At 45.0% G+C, this 20,834-nt stretch carries 15 protein-coding genes; 10 read left to right on the top strand and 5 right to left on the bottom strand.

Features of this window, described 5'->3' with window-relative positions; genetic code table 11:
• Positions 1-76 precede the first annotated feature (76 nt).
• Entirely contained in the window at positions 77-469 is a 393-nt protein-coding gene (locus tag AB4375_RS10130; RefSeq protein ID WP_017064277.1) for a cystatin domain-containing protein, read from the bottom strand.
• Between the two features lie 667 nt (positions 470-1,136).
• On the opposite strand from AB4375_RS10130, the gene AB4375_RS10125 reads away from it, so the two are divergent.
• Positions 1,137-2,366, top strand: coding sequence for an acyl-homoserine-lactone synthase (locus AB4375_RS10125; RefSeq protein ID WP_372051488.1), 1,230 nt, complete (start codon positions 1,137-1,139; stop codon positions 2,364-2,366).
• Complete coding sequence (locus tag AB4375_RS10120) at positions 2,359-4,968, top strand: response regulator (RefSeq protein WP_372051491.1); 2,610 nt, start codon at positions 2,359-2,361, stop codon at positions 4,966-4,968. The genes AB4375_RS10125 and AB4375_RS10120 overlap by 8 nt, the downstream gene beginning before the upstream one ends.
• A gap of 122 nt (positions 4,969-5,090) precedes the next feature.
• Here AB4375_RS10120 and AB4375_RS10115 read toward each other — a convergent pair whose 3' ends face one another.
• Together AB4375_RS10115 and kduD are read right to left on the bottom strand one after the other, a co-directional pair.
• Positions 5,091-5,729, bottom strand: coding sequence for an RpiB/LacA/LacB family sugar-phosphate isomerase (locus AB4375_RS10115; RefSeq protein WP_017059986.1), 639 nt, complete (start codon positions 5,727-5,729; stop codon positions 5,091-5,093).
• 53 nt (positions 5,730-5,782) lie between these two features.
• Positions 5,783-6,544, bottom strand: a complete 762-nt coding sequence (kduD, locus tag AB4375_RS10110; protein ID WP_372051487.1) for a 2-dehydro-3-deoxy-D-gluconate 5-dehydrogenase KduD — start codon at positions 6,542-6,544, stop codon at positions 5,783-5,785.
• A gap of 317 nt (positions 6,545-6,861) precedes the next feature.
• On the opposite strand from kduD, the gene AB4375_RS10105 reads away from it, so the two are divergent.
• Positions 6,862-8,193 carry an MFS transporter gene (locus AB4375_RS10105; RefSeq protein ID WP_017059988.1) on the top strand — a complete coding sequence of 444 codons (1,332 nt, stop codon included), beginning with the start codon at positions 6,862-6,864 and terminating at the stop codon, positions 8,191-8,193.
• Between the two features lie 191 nt (positions 8,194-8,384).
• Positions 8,385-9,266 (top strand): multidrug transporter, encoded by an 882-nt coding sequence (locus AB4375_RS10100; protein WP_372051486.1) that lies wholly within the window; start codon positions 8,385-8,387, stop codon positions 9,264-9,266.
• Here AB4375_RS10100 and AB4375_RS10095 read toward each other — a convergent pair.
• Positions 9,235-10,443 (bottom strand): GGDEF domain-containing protein, encoded by a 1,209-nt coding sequence (locus tag AB4375_RS10095; RefSeq protein WP_372051484.1) that lies wholly within the window; start codon positions 10,441-10,443, stop codon positions 9,235-9,237. The genes AB4375_RS10100 and AB4375_RS10095 overlap by 32 nt on opposite strands.
• A 319-nt stretch (positions 10,444-10,762) precedes the next feature.
• Between AB4375_RS10095 and AB4375_RS10090 the strand changes: the two genes are divergently transcribed.
• From AB4375_RS10090 to AB4375_RS10065, 6 genes are all read left to right on the top strand, one after another.
• Positions 10,763-11,551 (top strand): phytanoyl-CoA dioxygenase family protein, encoded by a 789-nt coding sequence (locus AB4375_RS10090; protein ID WP_017059991.1) that lies wholly within the window; start codon positions 10,763-10,765, stop codon positions 11,549-11,551.
• 20 nt (positions 11,552-11,571) lie between these two features.
• Positions 11,572-12,561, top strand: coding sequence for a zinc-dependent alcohol dehydrogenase family protein (locus AB4375_RS10085; RefSeq protein WP_372051483.1), 990 nt, complete (start codon positions 11,572-11,574; stop codon positions 12,559-12,561).
• Between the two features lie 301 nt (positions 12,562-12,862).
• A complete protein-coding gene (locus tag AB4375_RS10080) occupies positions 12,863-14,767 on the top strand; it encodes a bifunctional UDP-sugar hydrolase/5'-nucleotidase (RefSeq protein ID WP_372051481.1) in 1,905 nt (634 codons plus the stop codon).
• A 744-nt stretch (positions 14,768-15,511) separates the two neighbouring features.
• Entirely contained in the window at positions 15,512-16,210 is a 699-nt protein-coding gene (locus AB4375_RS10075; RefSeq protein ID WP_372051480.1) for an ABC transporter ATP-binding protein, read from the top strand.
• Positions 16,211-16,218: 8 nt separating this feature from the next.
• Entirely contained in the window at positions 16,219-18,753 is a 2,535-nt protein-coding gene (locus AB4375_RS10070) for an ABC transporter permease (RefSeq protein WP_372051490.1), read from the top strand.
• The gene (locus AB4375_RS10065; RefSeq protein ID WP_372051479.1) at positions 18,753-19,886 is read left to right on the top strand and encodes a lipocalin-like domain-containing protein; all 1,134 of its coding nucleotides are present in this window, start codon (positions 18,753-18,755) and stop codon (positions 19,884-19,886) included. The genes AB4375_RS10070 and AB4375_RS10065 overlap by 1 nt, the downstream gene beginning before the upstream one ends.
• Before the next feature lie 65 nt (positions 19,887-19,951).
• Here AB4375_RS10065 and AB4375_RS10060 read toward each other — a convergent pair whose 3' ends face one another.
• Positions 19,952-20,740 carry a helix-turn-helix domain-containing protein gene (locus AB4375_RS10060; protein WP_029235520.1) on the bottom strand — a complete coding sequence of 263 codons (789 nt, stop codon included), beginning with the start codon at positions 20,738-20,740 and terminating at the stop codon, positions 19,952-19,954.
• Positions 20,741-20,834 lie beyond the last annotated feature (94 nt).

The raw sequence follows: 20,834 nt of genomic DNA, 5'->3' as shown, positions 1-20,834 counted from the left end.
TGTATAAGAGACAGCCCAATACGGAGCCATTTTTATTTGCTATAAGCCTATCTCACAAGATACAGACGCATCTAGATTATGAGCACAGAAGACCTTTCTGTGCAGGTTGCGTCATTTCGATGTCACCTTGTAGAGAACGGTAAACGATGGTGTTCCACACTTCACCATTATCCATTTCAAACTCAATAGCGTAATTCAAACCCGCGACAACCTGAGTTCGAACACTCAAGATCTGCTTGAGCTCAGCTGAAGTGTTCATTTGGCTAAGAACTGCGTTTAAAGCTTGCTTGGCTTCTGGTGTTATCTCACTTTTCGACCAACCACCCGTCAGGTTTTTAGTGCTGCAGATGGGGTTCGCATTCTCTTGCGGTTGAGTTGGTACCTCTGATTTCTGACTACACCCAGCTAACGCCACGACACTAAACAAGGTTGCTGTTCCAAGTAATGATGTTAATCGTACGTTCTTCATAAATTCTCTCTACCTCAATCATTTACGAGGGATTACTCGCAATAATGTTTCATATGCAGGCAAGCTTAAACCTCGAATGTCATCACTTCATCAGAGATTATGGTGTAACTACTCTATAAACACAGGAGATTGTCAGGAAAACAAACCGAGCGCTGGAGCCCTTCGCTTATCCACCTGATATTTAGAACATTAAAATGGGTAGTGAGAGAATAAGCGAGTATAAGAAAGGTACAATTAATCAGTTAATTACATACTTAACACCCAAAACATTTCCGTTACGATTAATAAGATGAGCTCATGTTGATTTGGATTATGATATTGGTTCAAAAAATAGATATTTGAGATTATTTTATAAATTCAAAAGTTTATGCTCGGCTTAATCATGTCTGATTTTAAAACTGTGAACCAGCCCTACAAGTTGTTGATAATAATGTACTTTGTTCATCTGTGAATTCATTCAAATATGGAAAATCTTTATTGTTAAGGGTGGGTGCAAGTAGTAAAATCTCACCCGATTATGCAACTTACTTCTCACAACATGGACACAAGTAAAGTTACGATTAGCTCTCTCAAAGTAACGTAACTTCAAACACATACCTAAAATCAGTGTCCTATAGATAGTGCAGATCAAATAAAAATAATTATATAAACCTAGGCTAGGTTAAACATGAAATTAACGTCGTCTTTAGGCTCACTGTTGGCTAGCAGTCTGTCTATCGAAATAAAACAGCGAGCGCTGATAGAGCTCGTCATCAGCACTTATCAGCCACATGAGCGCACTGAGCTTTTTCAAAGCGTGACTGAATATCGTAGAAGCCAATTAGAATTGCTTTTCCCTGAGCATCAAAACAAAAGCTATTCGGTATTGTTTGAGGTGATGGACTACCGCGATCTGATTCTGCGCTATCCAAACACACTATCTGCAGAGGTTGATCTTCTAGAGCAGGCCGTAGGCCAGTGCTACATGCATTGGTTAGATTTTTGGTGTGAATGTGAAATTGCCGCAATCAAAGCAAAATCACCATTAAATCCAAGCTCCATTTCTCATGTCGACCTCCCTATCAATGACAGTGCTTATTACGGTGCGATCATCGAACAGATAGAACATGAGCCACTTTTGGTACAAACACCGAGTCACCCACAAGGAATGCCAATCAGCGATGCCATTGCTTTAAGCAATCTCGAGGTGTTCATCAAGGGCGAGAAATGGTTTGAGATGCTGCCTTTATTACACCTTTCTCAGGCAGGTAAGCATTTTATTCTGCTCAAGCATCCAGTCGATGAAGCCTTTCCAACACTGGTTTCCTCTGCGCTGATTCAAGACTGGTCTAAGAATGACACTTGGCTAAGTTACGCACCGCCGTTCAGCAATGAGCAATGGCAATACTGTTTACCCAATTACGGCTACGATGAACTCGCAGGGTTACAACTTTTCACACCGCCTACACTGTCAAAATGTTACTCTCTCCCAGAATTTGACCAACAATTCCAGTTACAATTGTCCGACAAAGATGCCCTGTGTGAGGTGTTACGTCTGACAGTCAGTGGCAATACCCAACAAAAGCTCTATTTCCTCTACCTTTCTCAAAAAGAGCTGATGAGTGTGTTACACCAAATAGGCTATAAGATTGGCTTCACTATTATCGAGCAACCTTTCATGCTTCAGTTTTATCAAACCATTGATTCCAATGCATACTTCCATTCTGGATATTGCGAATTAAATGACGATGGCACGACAATTTATCGTGGATTCTGGAATTTTGAGATGATGGTAAAAGCGTTCAATAATGTCGATTTTCGAAGCTACAAACGCGCAGTGCGAGAAAGCAGAAAGTCATTAGAAAAGTCGCGCTCGGCAGGAAAAACTAGCTCGGTGAAAAAGGATGAACATGTTTGATTTCGGCCTAGAGGCGATCATCTATGCAAAAGCAATCACACTGCTTGCAACCGTGGCTGTGGTTGTCATGTGGTTGTTCTATTACTGCTATCGCCTGAAACAGAAGAACGAAGTGATCGCAGGGACACACCATGCCCCTTACATCGCGTATTCGATCTGCATTGTTGCGTGGATCAGCAGTAACGCTTATTTCCATACCGACTTATTACCGGAACTTGGGGCCTCGGCCGCCGTGTTCGCCGCAAAGTTTGCCAACCTCGCCTCGTTCTTTGCGTTTGCCTTTGCCTATTACTTCTCGTGCAAACTCGCCGCTGAACAACGTAATGGTAAGGTTCATGTGTGGCAGCAAGCCATTTTCGTCACCCTGACCGTCTACTCCTTCTTTATCAATTTAAGTCCGGGGTTAACCGTTGAACACGTCACCATTGCAGGCCCAAGCCAGTTCGTGATTGAGTTTGGCCCGCATACGCCGTACTTCTTTATTGGGATGATTAGCTTTGTAGTGCTAACACTACTCAACCTGGTGGCCATGCGCGCCAACAGCAGCAAGCTAACTTTAGCCAAAACCAACTATATGATCGCCGGCATTTTAGTCTTCATGCTGTCTACTGCGACGATCCACCTAGGCATGACCTACTTCTTGCGTGATTTCTCGCTCACTTGGCTGCCACCAGCTTTGTCGATAAGTGAAATGTTGTTCGTTGGCTATGCCCTGCTGACCTCGCGCTTCTACAGCGTGAAATACCTGGCGTACATGAGCCTAAATGCGATGTTGGTTTGTGCTATTTTGGTGATCCCTTTTGGCGCGATATTTATCCCGCTGACAGACGACAGTCAATGGCTTGTTGCTATCCCAATCTGCGCGATTATCGGCATCACGTGGCATGTTCTCTACAAGCGCGTAAGCCACTACGCCTCGTTCTTTGTCTACGGAAACAAGAAAACGCCAGTACAACAGATCCTCTCACTAGAAGACGATTTCAAGCTGTCGATTGATGATGCAATGCGTCGTTTGGGTAGCCTACTGCAAATTCCAGAAGATAAGCTACGTCTAGTCAACAGCAACTACAACGAAACCTTCTACGAAGATTATCTGTCTACTAACAAGTCCGTTTTAGTGTTCGATGAGTTGTCTCAGGAGCTTGATTACACCGCACCAGCCAAGCGCTCAATCAAAGCCCTGTATGACAAAATGAGCTCCAACGATACCGCTTTGGTGATGCCTCTGTTTGGCCAGGGGAAATCGGTCACGCACTTGTTAGTATCGTCACACAAGAGCAACGATCAGATGTTCTCTAACGAAGAGATCTCTGCCCTGCAAACCTTATTAACTCGAGTACAAAGCACTATCGAAGCCGATAGACGCATCCGCCAAAGCCGTGCCCTTGCTAACTCAATCGCTCATGAAATGCGTAACCCGCTGGCTCAAGTGCAGTTGCATTTTGAGGTGTTAAAACAGCACATTGATAATCAAGCTCCAGCGAAACAGATCTTACTTGATATTGAGAACGGCCAAGCTGCGATTCAACGTGGTCGACAGCTGATTGATATAATCCTGCGCGAAGTCAGTGACAGTACGCCTGAACACGGCCCTGTGACCATGACCTCTATCCACAAAGCCGTAGATCAAGCCGTAAGCCACTATGGTTTTGAGAATGAAAAGATCATTGAACGCATTCGTTTACCACAACACGCTGATTTTGTAGCAAAGCTGAATGAAACCTTATTCAACTTCGTCATTTTCAACTTGATACGCAATGCAATCTATTACTTTGATTCTTATCCAGAAAGCCAAATTGAGATCAGCACCAACACCGGACCGTACGAGAACGTTCTAATATTCCGAGATACCGGCCCCGGCATTGACGAAGCCATTACACATAAAATTTTTGATGATTTCTTCTCTTACCAAAAAAGCGGTGGTAGCGGCCTAGGGCTCGGTTATTGCCAACGAGTGATGCGTTCATTTGGCGGCCGAGTTGAGTGCCACTCTAAACTTGGGGAGTTTACTGAGTTCCACCTGTACTTCCCGGTGGTACCCAATGCCCCCAAAGCAGACGCACTTCGTACGCCTTACTTCGATGATTGGAAAGGTAATCAAACTGCAACTGAAAACAAAACCAACGCTGAAGCTAAGCCAGACAACCAAGCGGCAACGCAAAATTCAGAACCAACAAGCACGCTAACCCCAGGGAATCATTTGGCTCCAACCGTACTGATCGTCGATGATAAAGAAGTACAACGCACGCTTGTTCAAATGTACTTGAGTCGACTTGGCGTCAATAGCTTACAAGCCAAAAACGGTGAGAATGCCGTCGAACTGTTCAAAACACACAAGGTCGATTTGATCTTAATGGACGTACAAATGCCGATAATGAATGGTTTTGACGCAAGCCAAATTATCAAGGCACGCTCTCCTCAAACGCCAATCATTGCTTTGTCTGGCGAATCAGGACAACACGAGTTAGATATGATCAGCAAACTGATGGATGGTCGCCTAGAGAAGCCAACCTCTTTGAAGGCACTGCAACACGTACTGAACAACTGGCTAGAGAAAGGCTGTGCCTCGAATGCTTCCAAAGAAACCGAAGATGAAGAGTAGATGCAGGAAAACACGAATCGCAATTTAGCCAGTTGATTACTGTTTGTCTCATTACATTGCTTTAATTATTCATCAAAAAGCCAGCCGAACAAGGCTGGCTCTATCAGAACTAAACGCTCTAATTAATCTAAAAGTGAACGAACATAATCAGCGATTTCTTGGTTTTGGCAATGCTCAAAGAAGCATTGTTGGAAACGCTCGCTGCCAACCGCTGTTTTCACTAGATCTTGGTCGATAGCTCTCAGAGAATCAATAAAGTTATCTTTTACCACCGCCGCTTTCACTTCATTCAAAATTGCTGCATTACGTTGCTGTGGTTCTGCACGTTCTAGTGGATACCCATTACCACGCTCGCCTGTGAACGCTTTTTCAAAGATATAACGAATGTTGAGTTCACCTGCCCAGCCAAAGCCTTTAGCAAAAGCGAGAGCTAGAGCATTGCCGTTGTTGATTTGGTTAAACAAGAAAGCATCTGATGGCTCTAGGCAGTAACCACAAACCACACCCGGGTGCAGGTTCAGTGACATCAAAGCACCTTGCCCTGTTCCACATCCCGTCACAACAAAGTCCACAGCCTTTGAGTTGATCAGAATACTGGCCATGATACCTAAGTGGATATACGTTAAGTGGTGATCATTCTCGTCGGTCATACCTAAGTTGAAAACATCGTGACCAATGCCACCCGCCACTGACTCTAGCTCAGCTGCAACCATGGCATTTTTACCTGCCTGACTGTTTTCCATCATTAAAGCGATTTTCATTTATCTTCTCCTGCAAGATTGCTGCAAACTCAAAATTTAGAATAAAAAACCAACTAGCGTGCTAACCAACCACCGTCAACAGCAATGGTATAGCCATTAATGTAATCCGATGCTGATGATGCTAAGAACACACAAGGACCTGCGATATCTTGCGGTTTACCCCAACGCTCAGCCGGAATACGCTCAAGAATCGCTTGATTACGCTCAGCATCTTCACGCAGAGCTTGAGTATTGTTCGTTTCCATATAACCGGGGGCTATCGCATTCACGTTGATATTATCGCGCGCCCATTCGTTCGCCATCGCACGTGTCACGCCCATCACAGCACTTTTTGAAGCCGTATAGGAAGGAACTCGAATGCCACCTTGGAATGAGAGCATCGATGCAATGTTAATGATCTTTCCGCCAGTACCTTGAGCCTTAAATTGCTTTGCAACAGCCTGAGACATAAAGAACACCGTCTTGGTGTTCACGTTCATTACGTCATCCCAATCTTGCTCTGAGAACTCAATAGCATCTTGGCGGCGAATAATTCCTGCATTGTTCACGAGAATGTCGACTTGGCCAAACTCAGCCAAAGTGCGCTCTATAACCCCTGGAATGCACGCTTGCTCGAGAAGATCAGCACTCACGTTTAGGAACGAATGACCTGCTGCACTCATTTTATCAATAGTCTCTTCAGGCTCTGTTCGGTTAACACCGACAACCTTACAACCGGCTTCCGCTAGGCCTAATGCAATACCTTGCCCAAGCCCCGTGTTACAGCCCGTCACTATCGCTACTTTACCTTCCAGACTGAATGACTCTAAGATCATGCTCGCTTCCTCAATTACATTGGATTCATTGCGTATCGTTATTACCAACAATTAAATCATACAATAAGATGTAAATACGAGAGCGACGTTGTAGAAGTTCGATCTTGCACCAAAATCAGTCGAACAAGTGAAACGGCACCACAAACTAAATGAATAGGGGAAAGTGATTTGAAGACGAGAAACCTATAACCCACTATGAACAATGAGTTCGAAGATCACCCAAACCAGATATTTTAGGGATTTGGCAACAATTCCATGATTTAAAAGAGTAAAAGGGTTATACATAATAATGTGTTATCTAAATTACTGAAATTATCATGACGCTCAAAGAGATCCTTAAAATTCCCAATGTCCGCTACTTCTTGATGTTTAGAAGCAGCTACTTTGCGCGTTTTTACTACCCTATATTCACACTACTTTATTTAGATTACGGGTTAACCCTGTCTCAATTCGCGATGCTCAATGTAGTTTGGGCGGCCACCATTGTGCTTGCTGAAGTACCGTCGGGTGCATTCGCCGATACCTTAGGCCGCAAGAAACTGGTGGTGCTGTCTTCGATTGTGATGTTTGTTGAGATCGCAATGATCGCCTTAGTGCCAACCGGAAACCCCGACTTGGTGTTCATAGTCTTTCTGATTAACCGGATTCTCAGTGGCTTAGCGATGGCACTGGCCAGCGGCGCCGACGAGGCATTGGCTTACGACACCTTAAAAGAACAAGGTAATGAAGAGTTGTGGCCGCGAGTGCTGCAAATCCAGCTTCGTGTCGCCTCAACGGTCGGTATCTTTGTCACACTAATTGGTGCGGCGATGTACGACGTGAATTTTATGACGAACATCTTTCATTTCCTTGGACTAGCCGAACCAGAAAGCACCAAAGATCTGATGCGTATTCCTGTGTTCGCCACCCTATTTGTAGCGATGATCGCCATCTATGCCGCGATTAATATGCGCGAAGAGAAAAAGCTGATGCCAAGCGACCAAACCAAATTGGCAACCACCATCTCAAGTCTTAAATTGACGATCGATGCAGGTAAATGGGTATTCGCTACGCCTTACGTGCTGTTCATCTTGCTCTACTACAGCCTATTCGAACACACCTCACGCATGTTCCTAACCATGAACAGCCAATACTATCTGGCCATTGATATTCCAATTATCTACTTTGGTTTTATTGGTGCGGGTATCAGCTTGCTTAAGATTATATTGGCAGGACAAAGCCGAAGATTAGCAGAGAGTATGGAGGCTAAAACCTTCATTGTGGTTATGGGATTGGCAAGCATGGCGACTTATTACTGGATCAGTTTAGGTTGGTCGATTTACGGAGTCATTCCGGCACTAGTATTAATCTTTATCATCATGACGATGAACATTTTCATCAGCTACCACCTGAATAAAAAAACCGAATCACACAACAGAGCCACCGTTCTTAGTTTCAAAGGTTTGATGTTTAACCTCGGATACGGTCTGATCGGTATCTTGTACGCTTACTACTATAAGTTGGTGTCTCAGGGCTACACCGAACAAGAAATAGAACAGAACCTTGCCTTCTTGGCCTCACTGTCTTCTTTTTTCTATTACTTCACCTTACTGTTCGTTTTGATCAGCGCGCTGTTCTACTTCAAGAACAGAAAAGAAGCGATTTTCTAAACAATCGATTGATGTCGAGTGACAAGTAAATGAAGCCGTTAAGGTTTACAGCGCAAGTTTTAAAGACCGAATATTCTTCAAAACCGAGCGATTCACGCAACTGACTATTGCTTATTAAAAGAACAAGTCGCTTCTTATATTGGTTTTATTTGTTAATATAATCAGCAAATTACATAACACATGGACGCGTCATGTCTTTTAGTTGGATAGCCTTTACTCTCCTTGCTGCCTTTAGCCAATCTTGGCGCAATGCCTTTCAAAGTAAATTAAGTGGCACCATGAGCGTTGCTGGCGTGACGTTAGCGCGATTTATTTGGGCTGGCCCAATCGCCCTTATTTACCTCTGCGCCCTCTATCAATGGCAGCCCGTATCCGCACCGGATTTTTCGGGTGAGTTTGTTTTCTATATTGTTGCTGCCGCCATCATGCAGATCCTCGCGACCGGCTTAATGGTGATGCTGTTCAAGCTAGAAAACTATGCGATAGGCGCAGGATTAGCCAAGTGTGAAGCCCCCGTGTCTGCGGTGCTATCCGTACTGTTTTTTGGTACTGCTTTGACACTAACAGGTTGGGTCGGCGTACTTATTGGTACTTTAGGCGTGCTAATCATGAGTAGTGCTTCTGGCTGGCGAAGCTTGTCCCCGAGAGTGTTCTTGCTAGGTATGGCGTGTAGTACTGCTTTTGCTTTAACATCTCTTTGGGTACGGGAAGCAAGTTTGAGCATAGGGTTGCCGTTCCCTCATAGCGCCGCATGGGTGCTGTTCCTCGTCATTTCCCTTCAGACAGTGATTATCTGTACGTATCTCTTTTTCAGAGAACGCGACACGCTGCGCCTGATATTCAAGAAGTCGAAACTGGTCGTAATGACAAGCCTAGCGAGTGTTATCGGTTCTCTGGGTTGGTTTAGCGCAATGTCACTTCAAGCCGTTCCGTACGTAAAGACGCTTGGGCAAGTCGAAGTGATCTTCATGGTGTTGATATCCTACTTCTGGTTAGGACAAAGCATCGCACGCAAAGACATTCTTGCACTCATCTTACTCTCTATTGCAGCGGTATTGGTGATGTGGCAGTGACGATCTCGTTAATATGACTAGGACAAATTGAAGTCATATTGCGACCGTTTGTTTTCGCTTGATATAACGCTTTGTCGGCTCGAGTAATAAACCCATCCCAATTCTCATGTGGGTGAAGCTGAGCGACACCGAAACTCGACGTCAGAAACATCTCATTCCCTTGTACGGCTGAGATCTCTGAAATAGATAATCGCAGCTTACAAGCAATAGCCTGTGCTTGTAGGAAATTAACATTGGGCAATAAAATCATTATCTCGTCTCCGCCAAAACGAAACGCACTGGCTGTTGGCGATGTTTTGATTGCACTTTGAACCATTTCAGCAAAAGACTTGATCACGAGATCACCCACAATGTGTCCGTGTTGGTCATTGATCGACTTAAAGTTATCAATATCCATCATAATGGCACTAACAGGTGCAGTCCCCGCCTGCTTCATGATAACTGGAACCATCTCATCTAATGCTCTGCGGTTTCCCAGTACCGTTAGAGGATCGCTGTAGGACAGCTCGTGAATAGAACTAAGCAACCTTGCGTTAATCAGCCAAAGCATTGTAAAGCTCATCGACACAATAAGAACGATGCTCACTAAAAAGGCAAGTTGATGAATGAGAGTGGCCGCCATGAAATCCTGGAGCTCAGCGGAAAATAGTGTCACCACAACTCGAAAAACCATAAACCCGCCATATATCGTAAATGACAAGGCCATCATCCGAATACCTAGAGTCAAGTCATCACGCCGGCCCTTTAATACCGCAAAGGCAGTGCAAAGAGTCACAAAAGCCAGATATAAACTAATGAGGATAATTCGAGCCTTTATGGAAGGCTCATAGAACGTGAAGTAAATAAAACATGGCAAAAGAGCCAACATCATTAGACTACTGAGGTAGGTGCATTTGAGAGAGTATTCTCGAAACAGACATAAGCTATACAAGGCGAGATGAAAACCAAGCGCAATGACCATATTGGCACCAATAACGGTGACCCAATCAGGGAACTCCCCTCTTAGGCTCAACATCAACGGCCCAGTTCCGATAACAAATATTGAAATGGAAAAGATTGAAAGCCCTTTAATGGACTGTTGAGTGAATTGAAATAACAACAAGCCAATACAGTAAATGAAAGAGAACAAAATAATAATAAAATTAAGTGTTCTCATATCCAGCGAAAAACCATCCATGATTTTCTATCTTCCATACGCAACCAAATTTCAACATGGTCAATAATCATGCAAACCACAAAAACATTCACCATGTGAATCTTTTTATTTTATAAAAAAAGGGGGTAGATCACATATGCGGAGATTTTTATCGCATGAGTCCATGATATGGATAGGCATGTAACACTCGCCCCCATAGAGTTTTATCGCATCACTGAATCTACAGGCTTCTGCACTCGTTACTTGGTTGAATGACGACTGTCTGGCATTATGCGCCCAAGAAATCTCTAGGGCTGTTGACCTTAGTTATTATACAGCAAAGAATGAACGAAGGTAGTCAGTGGTAGAAAACAGCCAACAATTAAGTGACCGTTACGACGAACATGGTTACTTTGTTATCAGAAATTATTTCAATGAAGCTCAAATTGCATCGCTTAGAAAAGTCGTGCTGAAATTTCATGAATCATGGAAAGCAGACAACGAAGAATTCTATAAAGAAGAAGCATTTAACTCGTCTTTAATTACGGGAAGCGAGTATTTGCCTGCCGACGATAGAAGCGTGCTTTTCGACTTCATAAGCTCGAAACAAGTGATGGATGTGGTTGATGCGGTGATTCCGAACAAGCCGGCATTCATGAATACACAGCTGTTCTTCAACCCAGTAAACCCGCAGCAAAAAGACTTCTGGCATCGTGACTGTCAATACGACTACGACATTGATGACCAGATGAAAGTCATCATGGAAACCCAAGTATTGCATCTGCGAGTGCCCCTTTTTGATGAGCCCGGCATGGAACTTATCCCCGGCACGCACAAACGTTGGGATAACGAAGAAGAGTACAATGTTCGCCAAGAAGAAAACGGCAAAGTGAGCAGCGATGACATCTCTGGTGGTAAGCAGATACCGTTAGCCGCAGGTGACTTATTGGTGTTTTCAGCGGATATGATCCACCGAGGCCGATATGGCTTGGATCGTTTGGCTTTGGATATTTTGATCTTTGATTCGGCGGCAGACTATGTCGACTACGTTGATGACGATTGTCTGCCAACACCAGCCATGTTGAGCAACATTTCCGACCCAAGATTATTTATGAACACGCTACACTTAAAATCGATGCAGTACTCATAATCCATAAAGGTGCCCAAACTATGACTGACACTAAGCAAAATACCCGAATTAGCCAGTTCCGTTTCGGTCAGCCAAAAGAATCTCTCAAGTTAGAACATGTCGCTTTAGGGGTACTAGACAAAGATAAAGTTCGCGTACAAATTGAAGCGACTAACATCAACCCTAGTGATCTGTTGTCGATTTATGGTGTGGGCCAATACAAACATAGCCATCAGCCGCCGAGAGTACCGGGATTTGAAGCGGTAGGAAGGATTGTAGAATCCAGCAGTGCTGAGTTTATAGTGAATCAACGAGTGCTTGTGGCAACCAGTGGAACATGGCAGAACTATGTCGATGTATCACCAGATGATCTGTTCCAAATTCCTCAACATTTAGACAATGGCTACGCCTGTCAGTTGTACATTAATGCGCTAACCGCATGGGTGCTAACGACAGAAATAGCCAAGCTGACCCAAGAGGATTTGTTGATCATCAACGCGGGCAGTTCAGCCATCGGTAAGATCTTCTCCCAGTTATCAGCATCACTCGGCTTCAACATCATTGTCGTTACATCACAGCAGACACAATACCCTGCCACTTCCTGTTGGGTGATAGATGCGAACGCTGATCTAGTTTCTCAAATTAAGGCATTAGGCTTGCCTATGCCAACCGTTGCCTTTGATGCGATTGGCGGCTCACCCGGAACCGATCTTGTTCACACCCTTGGCAACAACGGGCGCTTTATCAACTATGGGACGCTGTCGTTGGATTTTTACGAGCCACGCTTCTTTGAGTACGCGAAAAACCAACACATCGATTTCAGCACCTTCTTCTTGCGTTATTGGGAGGAAGCAGAAGGTAAAGATGTTCGCCGTGATAAGTTCACGACCATGCTAGATCACTTCATCACAAACGACATTCAGCTCGACGTTGACCGCTATCTACCATTCGATGAAGTGCAAACCGCGATTGATCTCATTGAATCGAAAACCACACGCCTAGAGGGCAAGATCATCTTACTGCCACAGTAAGTGAGAGTTGGACGATATATACCTTGTTTATTTCAACAGGCAAGACGTTCAACAGCTTACAAGCGTGCTTGTTAATACACCATCGCTTAGGAAGTTTGATTAAAGAAATCGAAGATTGAAAAGATAGCGAAGAGTTGTGGTGCATTTCTCCATAACTTAAGTGGTTACGAGATGGTCATGAATCACATTTATTTGAAACATCAATTAGTTATATCATTAGAAATATGATACTGATCACCCATAAGATAACCTCGATTCTATATGGTAGCGTCATACTTAAAACCACGATGTGAACATACTTATGAAAAGACACATACTATCAAGCGCCATCCTACTCTCTCTAGCCTTTCCCACCTTTGCAGCTGATGGCGATATACACGATGTCACGATACTGGGTACTTCAGATATCCACGGTCATTTTATGGCGTGGGATTACGCGGCAGATAAACTCAACACTCGTGGTAGCTTGAGCCAAATCGCGACCAAAGTTGGTGAGATCCGCAAAGAGCAATCTAACATTATCCTTGTCGACGCTGGCGATACCATCCAAGGCAACTTCGTAGAAACCTTCAAAGACGAGCCCGTTGATCCAATGATGCTTGGCTTTAATCACATGAAATACGATGTGTGGGTTTTAGGTAACCACGAATTCGACTTTGGCCTCAAAACCCTCAACAGGGCCGTTACCCAATTTAAAGGGCAGTCTCTCGGTGGCAACATCAAGAACAAAAACGGAAACCCATTCCTGCCTGGTTACACCATCCTAGAACGCGGTAGCATTAAGATCGGCGTGATCGGAATGGATACCCCAATGACGGAGGTCTTTGCGCAAGGTACCAACCGTTTAGAAGGCGTCACTTTCACTAACCCAACCTTGGAAGTGAAAAAAATCGTCAAAGAGATTGATGATCAAGTGGATGCCATCGTATTGGTTGCCCATATGGGGATTGAAAACGAGAATGACATTGCCGACACCGGTGTCACCGACATTGCCAATGCAAACCCAGAGCTTGATGCCATCGTCGCTGGTCACATGCACACTCGCATCGATAAGGCTGTTGTGAATGGCGTTATTATTACTGAGCCCGACAAGTATGGCCGAGCCCTATCTCGTATTGATCTTCAATTTGAAGAGCGCGATGGCACATTCACTCTCGTTAACAAAGACAGTTTCACCTATAAAATTAAAGGTATCGACTCTGATGAGAATATGGACGAGTTATACCAGCCTTATCACAAACAACTCCGAGAAATGGCTAATAGACCTGTCGCTCAGCTTACCGGCGTTGATTTAGTCCCAGAAAACGAAATCCGCGGTATCCCTCAAGTCCATGTTCAAGACACAGGCATCAGTGCGCTATACCAAGAAGCGAGCTTCTTCTATGCACCTAAAGCCAATGTCATCGCACTTCAAATAGACAACGACAATGCAGAGCTCGACGTTGGCCCAATCAAAGCCAAAGACATCGCGTACAACTACCAATACGCAGGTGGAGAAATCACTGTCTACCAGATGACAGGCAAAGAGTTAAGAACCTACATGGAATGGTCTGCGGGCTACTTCAACTCAGTGCAACCCGGTGATGTGACCTACAGCTTTAACCCTGAACGCAGAGCATCAAAATACTCGACCAATGACTTCTTCGCGGGCGTGACTTATACCATCGACCTTACTCAGCCTGCAGGTACACGCATCACCAACCTCGCGTTTGCTGATGGCACACCGGTTACTGATCAAACAGAAATCCGTATTGGTATGAATAGCTATCGAATGGGTCATCTAACCAAGAAAGGCGGCGTGCTAGAAGGTGAATCGTTCCCTGTACTCTTTGATACGGAAGCAGAGTATGGAGAAGACGCAGGCACGATCCGTAACATGACTATCAAGTATCTTAAAGAAGAAAAGAACGGTCAGTATGAAGGTAAAACTCAGCAGCGATGGGCACTTTCTGGTTTAGAGAGCCGCTACAATGAACAGCGAGAGATCGTAAAGTCATTAATTAATGATGAAACCATATCAATCCCAACCAGTCACGATGGCCGCTACACAAACATCGCTTCTATCAACGTAAAAGAACTGATGTTCAAATCTGACGAAGCCAAACAAGCAGCCATAACCACACGCGAAAAGAAACTGGCGCAGGCGACTGAGCAAGAGAGTAAGCAAATCAAACGCGAAATCACTCTGATTGAAGCACTCAATTAACCCCTGACCTCAACCAATAACGACTTAACGACGCTTAGAGCGTGGTTAGGTCGTTGATTACGGAAAGTTGAGTACGATCCATATTAAGTGACGTTGAAAAATAGAAGTAAAAGCAGACTCTTTGACACACTCATTACTATTGTAAGCAAGTACTTTGCAACTTGAAGGCTACACCGCCTCCCCCCCCCTTTTAGTAAAACCTAATAAATCAGATAGTTATCCACAGGTAGCCCCATTTCTTTATCTTGCCTTCCATCACATGCATGTTGATAATACGAAGAATCTCTCACATAAGGCGAGAGCTTCTTTATAGGTAATAATATGAATAACCCTGAATTGGTTTTCGCTATCGCTGCTTTGTTAGGTGCCTTAGCAAAATTAATCCTCGCAATAAAGTCCAAGTAACTAGATTTTCTTGGGCCTTACTAACCCTGATTGGCTTCAACCAATCGGGGGCGTTTTCTTTTAAAACGAATTGGAATTGGGACAATTTTTAACATAGATATTTATTATCTATAAACAGCCCCAAAAGCCTCCTAGGTGACTCTAAGCTCCCACTTACACCTGTATTCCTCCTCACACTGATCTATTTCCCTCTTTTCGAAGTACAAGTTATTAATAATTCGATATAAATCGCTCTATTGTTTGAAATTGTTGTCTACAGTTTTATAAAGCTTGTCGCTTCGGTAATTGCCACAAGTAACGACACCTTTTGATGGTTAGTTTTGGTTATAAGGAAAGGAAATGGAAAGCCCAATTGTCACACTCACACATGCCAGCAAAAGCTTTGTTGATGGTAAAGACACTCATAGCGTGTTGGAAAATGTCGACTTCGCTTTGGCAACAGGGGCAAGCGTGGCTTTGACAGGGGCGAGTGGCAGTGGAAAGAGTACTCTGATTAACATCATTGCGGGGTTTGAACCTCTATCCGGTGGAGAATTGTGGCTTGATGGCGAGAACACATCAAATTGGAAAGATCCACAATGGAGCCGATTTCGTCATCAAAAATTGGGCGTTATCTTTCAACAGTTCAACTTATTGACCCCACTCAACGTAAAACAAAACATCGCCTTCCCTCTTCATTTAAATCAACAGAAATGGAGCGACTGGTGCGATTATTTAGTTGACGCATTGGGCATCAGCGAGCTACTCGGAAGACACGTATCCGCACTCTCTGGCGGTCAGCAACAACGAGTCGCTATTGCGCGCGCGTTAGCCCATAAACCTAAGCTACTGCTTGCCGACGAACCCACAGGCAACCTCGACCACAAAGCAGGCATTGAGGTAATGAAGCTGCTGAGTGAAATCACTACACAAGGCAACACTGCCGTGCTTTTGGTTACGCACAGCCCGGAATGCGCCAGCTTTATGCAGACAAAATTGGTATTAGATGATGGTTGTTTAAGGAACGCAGATCTAACCCCAAGAGCAGCAGCGTTGTGAGTCATTCAATGAAGCAAACTGGCTTCGCTCATAGCCAGCTCACCCATACCAGACTGACTCTAAATTTATTCGCGGCACACTATCGTCAATCGCCACTGCAAGCGGCAGCGATTCTGATCGGCATTGTGTTAGCGGTCACCTTGTTTGTCGCAGTGCAAGCCATCAACCTCAATGCCAAGCGCAGTTATGCAGAATCGACCGAGCAACTTAGCGCTCAAGCGCAGAACCTTATCATTCCACCAGCAGGGCAAAACTATTTGCCGGAATCGCTCTACTTCAGCTTAAGACAAAGTGGATTGAGCGCAGCGCTACCTGTTATTGAAGGGCGAGTAAGAGACGAGCAAGGTCGACGTTGGTCAGTTCAAGGCAGTGAGTTGATCGCCGCCCTCACTTCAAGATCTCGTCACGCTCGCGTCGACGAACAAAGCAACACTCAAACCAAAGAACCAAACATTTCCCTGTTCGACAATGCCTTACCTTTGCCGCAACTCTTAGCGGGTGAACCCATTGTGATGATGAGCCAGTCGCAACACCAGAACTTGGGAGGAGTAGACACACTCACTTTGGATGAAGTGCTCACTCAAGTGGTAGTGCTACCAGATGAATGGCAGCTAGGTAGCCGAATGTTGATGGATATTGGGTTCGCTCAGCAACTGCTTAACAAGCAAGGGCAACTGAGCTACATCGCTATTTTTGACACTAAGAGCGACACTAACAGCAATCCTCAGGATAAATGGCAAAGCCTTATTGGCGAGCAAGGACGATGGATTTCCAACAACCAAAGTACGGATCTGGGTTCAATTACCGATAGCTTTCACCTCAATCTCACCGCCATGAGTCTGTTGGCGTTTTTGGTTGGCCTATTCATCGCTTACAATGGTGTGAAGTACAGTTTACTGAAGCGCAATCGGCTATTGGTGCAAATTCAACAAGCCGGCATTGCGCCAAGCATCGTGTTTTCAGCTCTGTTAGTCGAGCTGACTCTTTTAGTCACACTAGGCGCGTCGCTTGGTTTCATTCTCGGCATCCAACTCAGCCATTGGCTGCATCCAACCGTCGCGATAACACTTGAGCAACTTTATGGTGCAACACTGCTTCCCGGCACATGGCAGTGGCAATGGTTAGTGCAGGCACTGCTACTCACGCTGGCCGCAACGCTTGTCGCGTGTTGGCAGCACTTTAAACAGCGAGTGCGACAACCCCTCTCTTCCCATGGCGGTTTCTATCAAGCGCCGGAAACGTCTAACGAAAATCAGCTGTTTGTTATCGGGTCAGTATTAACTATTCTCGCGTTAGCAGGGTTATGGCTGAGCGAACATCATCGCTTCACCATGGCATGGCTCGGAGTGTTAGTGGTGTCGATTCCTTTGTATTTGCCCAAAACACTCAGCGTGCTAGCGAACTGGAGCGAAAAACGTACCCAATCGGGGTTAATACAATATCTGTTCGCTGAGCTGCGTGAACTTATCTCCCCTCTCTCACTTGCCATGATGGCGTTGCTTCTCGCCGTCACCGCTAACATGGGAATGAATACCTTAGTCGGCAGCTTTGAATCCACGTTAAAGCAATGGCTTGAACAGCGCTTACATGCCGATATTTACGTTAGCCCTGCTCAAGGTGAAATCGCGAATGTGGAACGTGCGTTAGAGCAGTTTGAAAATGTTGAAACCGTTTATAAGCAATATTATGTCGACGATAACTTGCAGGGCTTACCTACTTTGCTCGGCACCAAAGACAAAGACACACTTGAGCAAACCATGGTATTTCAATCCCACCTTGATGATTTCTGGACGCGCTTTTACCAAGGTGAATTCGTGGCGATCAGCGAACCTACGGCAGTGAAGCTCGGCTTGTCCCTTGGAAGCCGACTAAAGCTCGACGCGATCCAAGACAAAACACTCATCGTCGGGGCGATTTTCCATGATTACGGCTCACCGAATGGCGAAGTGTTGCTTGCACCTAATTTATGGCTCGAAAGCGGGTTTACTGACTTACCCACCAGCTTGGGAATCAAAGTCTCTGGCGACCCACAAGTGGTGTACGAACAGCTACGCCAACAACTCAATTTGCACCCTAGCCAGCTTTACGATCAAGCACAGATCAAATCGATCGCTTTAGATATCTTCTCACAAACCTTTGCTATCACTCGGGCGCTTAATGGCGTCACTTTAATGGTGGCGGTGATTGGGTTGTTCTGCGCCTGTTTCATGTTGCTCGATGCACGCAAAGCCGCCATTGCAAGGTTGTACGCGCTCGGTGTTAGTCAGAAAAAATTGATGGCGATGGTGGTCGGGCAAATCGTTGTTCTGGTCGCCTTCACTCTGGTTATCGCCTTACCACTCGGCGCTATGGTCGGTTATGTGTTGACGGACATCGTTACCCTGCGCGCCTTTGGTTGGAGTTTAAATTATGTGTGGAATTGGAGTGATGCACTCAGCATCGCAGCCATCACCATTTTAGTGGCTGTGATTGCGACCTTGATCCCACTGTGGCGTTTGGTCAGTAAACCCGTGGTATCCAGCTTGCAAAGTGAGGTGTTGTGATGAATCGATCAATGAGAGTTTTCGTTCTCACACTTGGCATCTTACTCCTTTTAGGGTGTGAGGAGTCCACTCAACCATCAGCTCAAAATATGGGTTCGATACTCGGTACTGGAAAACAAACCGACGATGAAACACAAAAAGAGACTGATCAATTCACACCGGTAGTTAAAGGTATCGACATCGCCTTCCCTGCCGACCATCAAGCACATCCAGATTTTCGTCATGAATGGTGGTATTTAACCGCAAACTTAATTGATGAAGAAGACAATGTGTTAGGTGTGCAATGGACACAGTTCCGCTTTGCGGCTGCACCACATGAAAGTGGCAATAGCACCAAGGAAACTACGTGGCAAAGTCAGCAGATTTACATGGCGCACAGCGCTGTCACCACTAAAAATAAACACTATGCCGATGAAAAATGGTCACGTGACCAAGCTGAACTGGCGGGTGTAAGCGATTCGCCGTTTCGTGTTTACCTCGATGATTGGCAATGGACGTCGACGACCGATGACCTGTTCCCAGCTACATTGGTCGCTAACTCGGGTCAATTTGGATATTCGCTTAAGTTAACCAACAACGCGCCATATCAAAAGCAAGGCGAACAAGGCTACAGCACTAAAAGTAGCGATGGCAAAGTGGCTTCCTATTACTACAGCCAACCATTCATCAATGTATCGGGAGAGGTAACTATTGATGGCGTCACCCATCAAGTTTCCGGCAAAGGTTGGATAGACAGAGAATGGAGCTCGCAGTTTTTACTCGACTCGCAACAAGGTTGGGATTGGTTTGCGCTAAGGCTGAGTGATGAAACCAGCTTGGTGGTATTTCAACTTCGAAACTCAACTACAGGCAAAGCCAGCTATTCTCATGCGAGGTTGATGAATCAAGATGACTCCGGCATCGCGATTAAGCAGCAAGACATCAGCTTAACCGCCATCAAGCAAACTAAAATCGACGGGCGTGACTACCCAACAGAGTGGCAAGTTTCGATTCCAAGCCAGCAAATAGAACTGACCGTCTCGGCACTCAATCCAAATGCCAAAATGCCGCTGTCGGTTCCTTATTGGGAGGGGCCAATCATGATTAAAGGTTCTCATTCCGGATCTGGCTATATGGAGTTGACTGGGTATTAGATTGTGTATTAATACAGGTGGAATCTAACAACAAATACATCCGTTCTGTTAGGAACAACAACGAGCTACAACAAACGGTTCTTATACTGCTCTGGCGTTTGGTTCGCGTAACGTTTGAACATGGTGATAAATGGGCTTGCTTGGTTATAACCCAATGTAAGAGCGACCTCTTTAACCGATTGGCCGTTTCTCAACAAGTCCATTGAGTATAGGTAGCGCACTCGCAGTCGCCACTCGGTAAAGCTCATTCCAAGCTCGGTCTGGCAGTGGCGAGAAAGGGTTCTTTCCGTGGTGTGGACACGTTCAGCCCAATCTTTCAGCGTCACTTCATCGGTTGGGTTCTCTTCAACAGAAGCCAATATAGGCGCTAGATACTTATTATCGGTTGAAGGCAAGAAGTGGTGTTCAACCTCACGCTGCGCAAGTTGGTCAAGCAGTACCTGAACGAGCCTTTGGTCTTGCTCGGTTTCCGCAACATTGATCCCACGATCGCGAAAATCATCGATAATAGAAGACACAATCGGCGTGATCTTTATAAGGCTGGTTTTATCTGGCAGGTGTTGCGTGAGTTCTGGGGCGATATTTAGTGAACAGTAGTCCAAAGGCTTACGGTTATAACTGCAATGCATCACCCCGGCCGGTACCCAAATCGCTAGATGTGGTGGCGCTAGAAATCGAGTGCTTTCCGCTTCCATCTCTAATATACCACCACTGATCAATTGAACCTGTCCCCATGAGTGGCTATGAACTCGGGTTTCAGTGTTCGAAAGAAACGCTTCAAAATTCATAAATACGTTGGATGGTGCCTTATCAATTAATAAGGATGGATGAAGGTTTCTGGAGTGTTTTTTCAAACTTGTCTTCCTATCGCGCTTAATGTCTTTCTAAAGATACTTGTAAGTATAACGACCTGTCAAACTAGCCGCATCAACTCATTCGCCACGGAAT

The sequence above is a fragment of the Vibrio sp. 10N.261.51.C6 genome (assembly GCF_041471785.1).
Classification (GTDB): Bacteria; Pseudomonadota; Gammaproteobacteria; order Enterobacterales; family Vibrionaceae; genus Vibrio; species Vibrio crassostreae_C.
The sequence above is the reverse complement of the archived record's forward strand: the minus strand, read 5'-3'. Positions and strand labels throughout refer to the sequence as shown.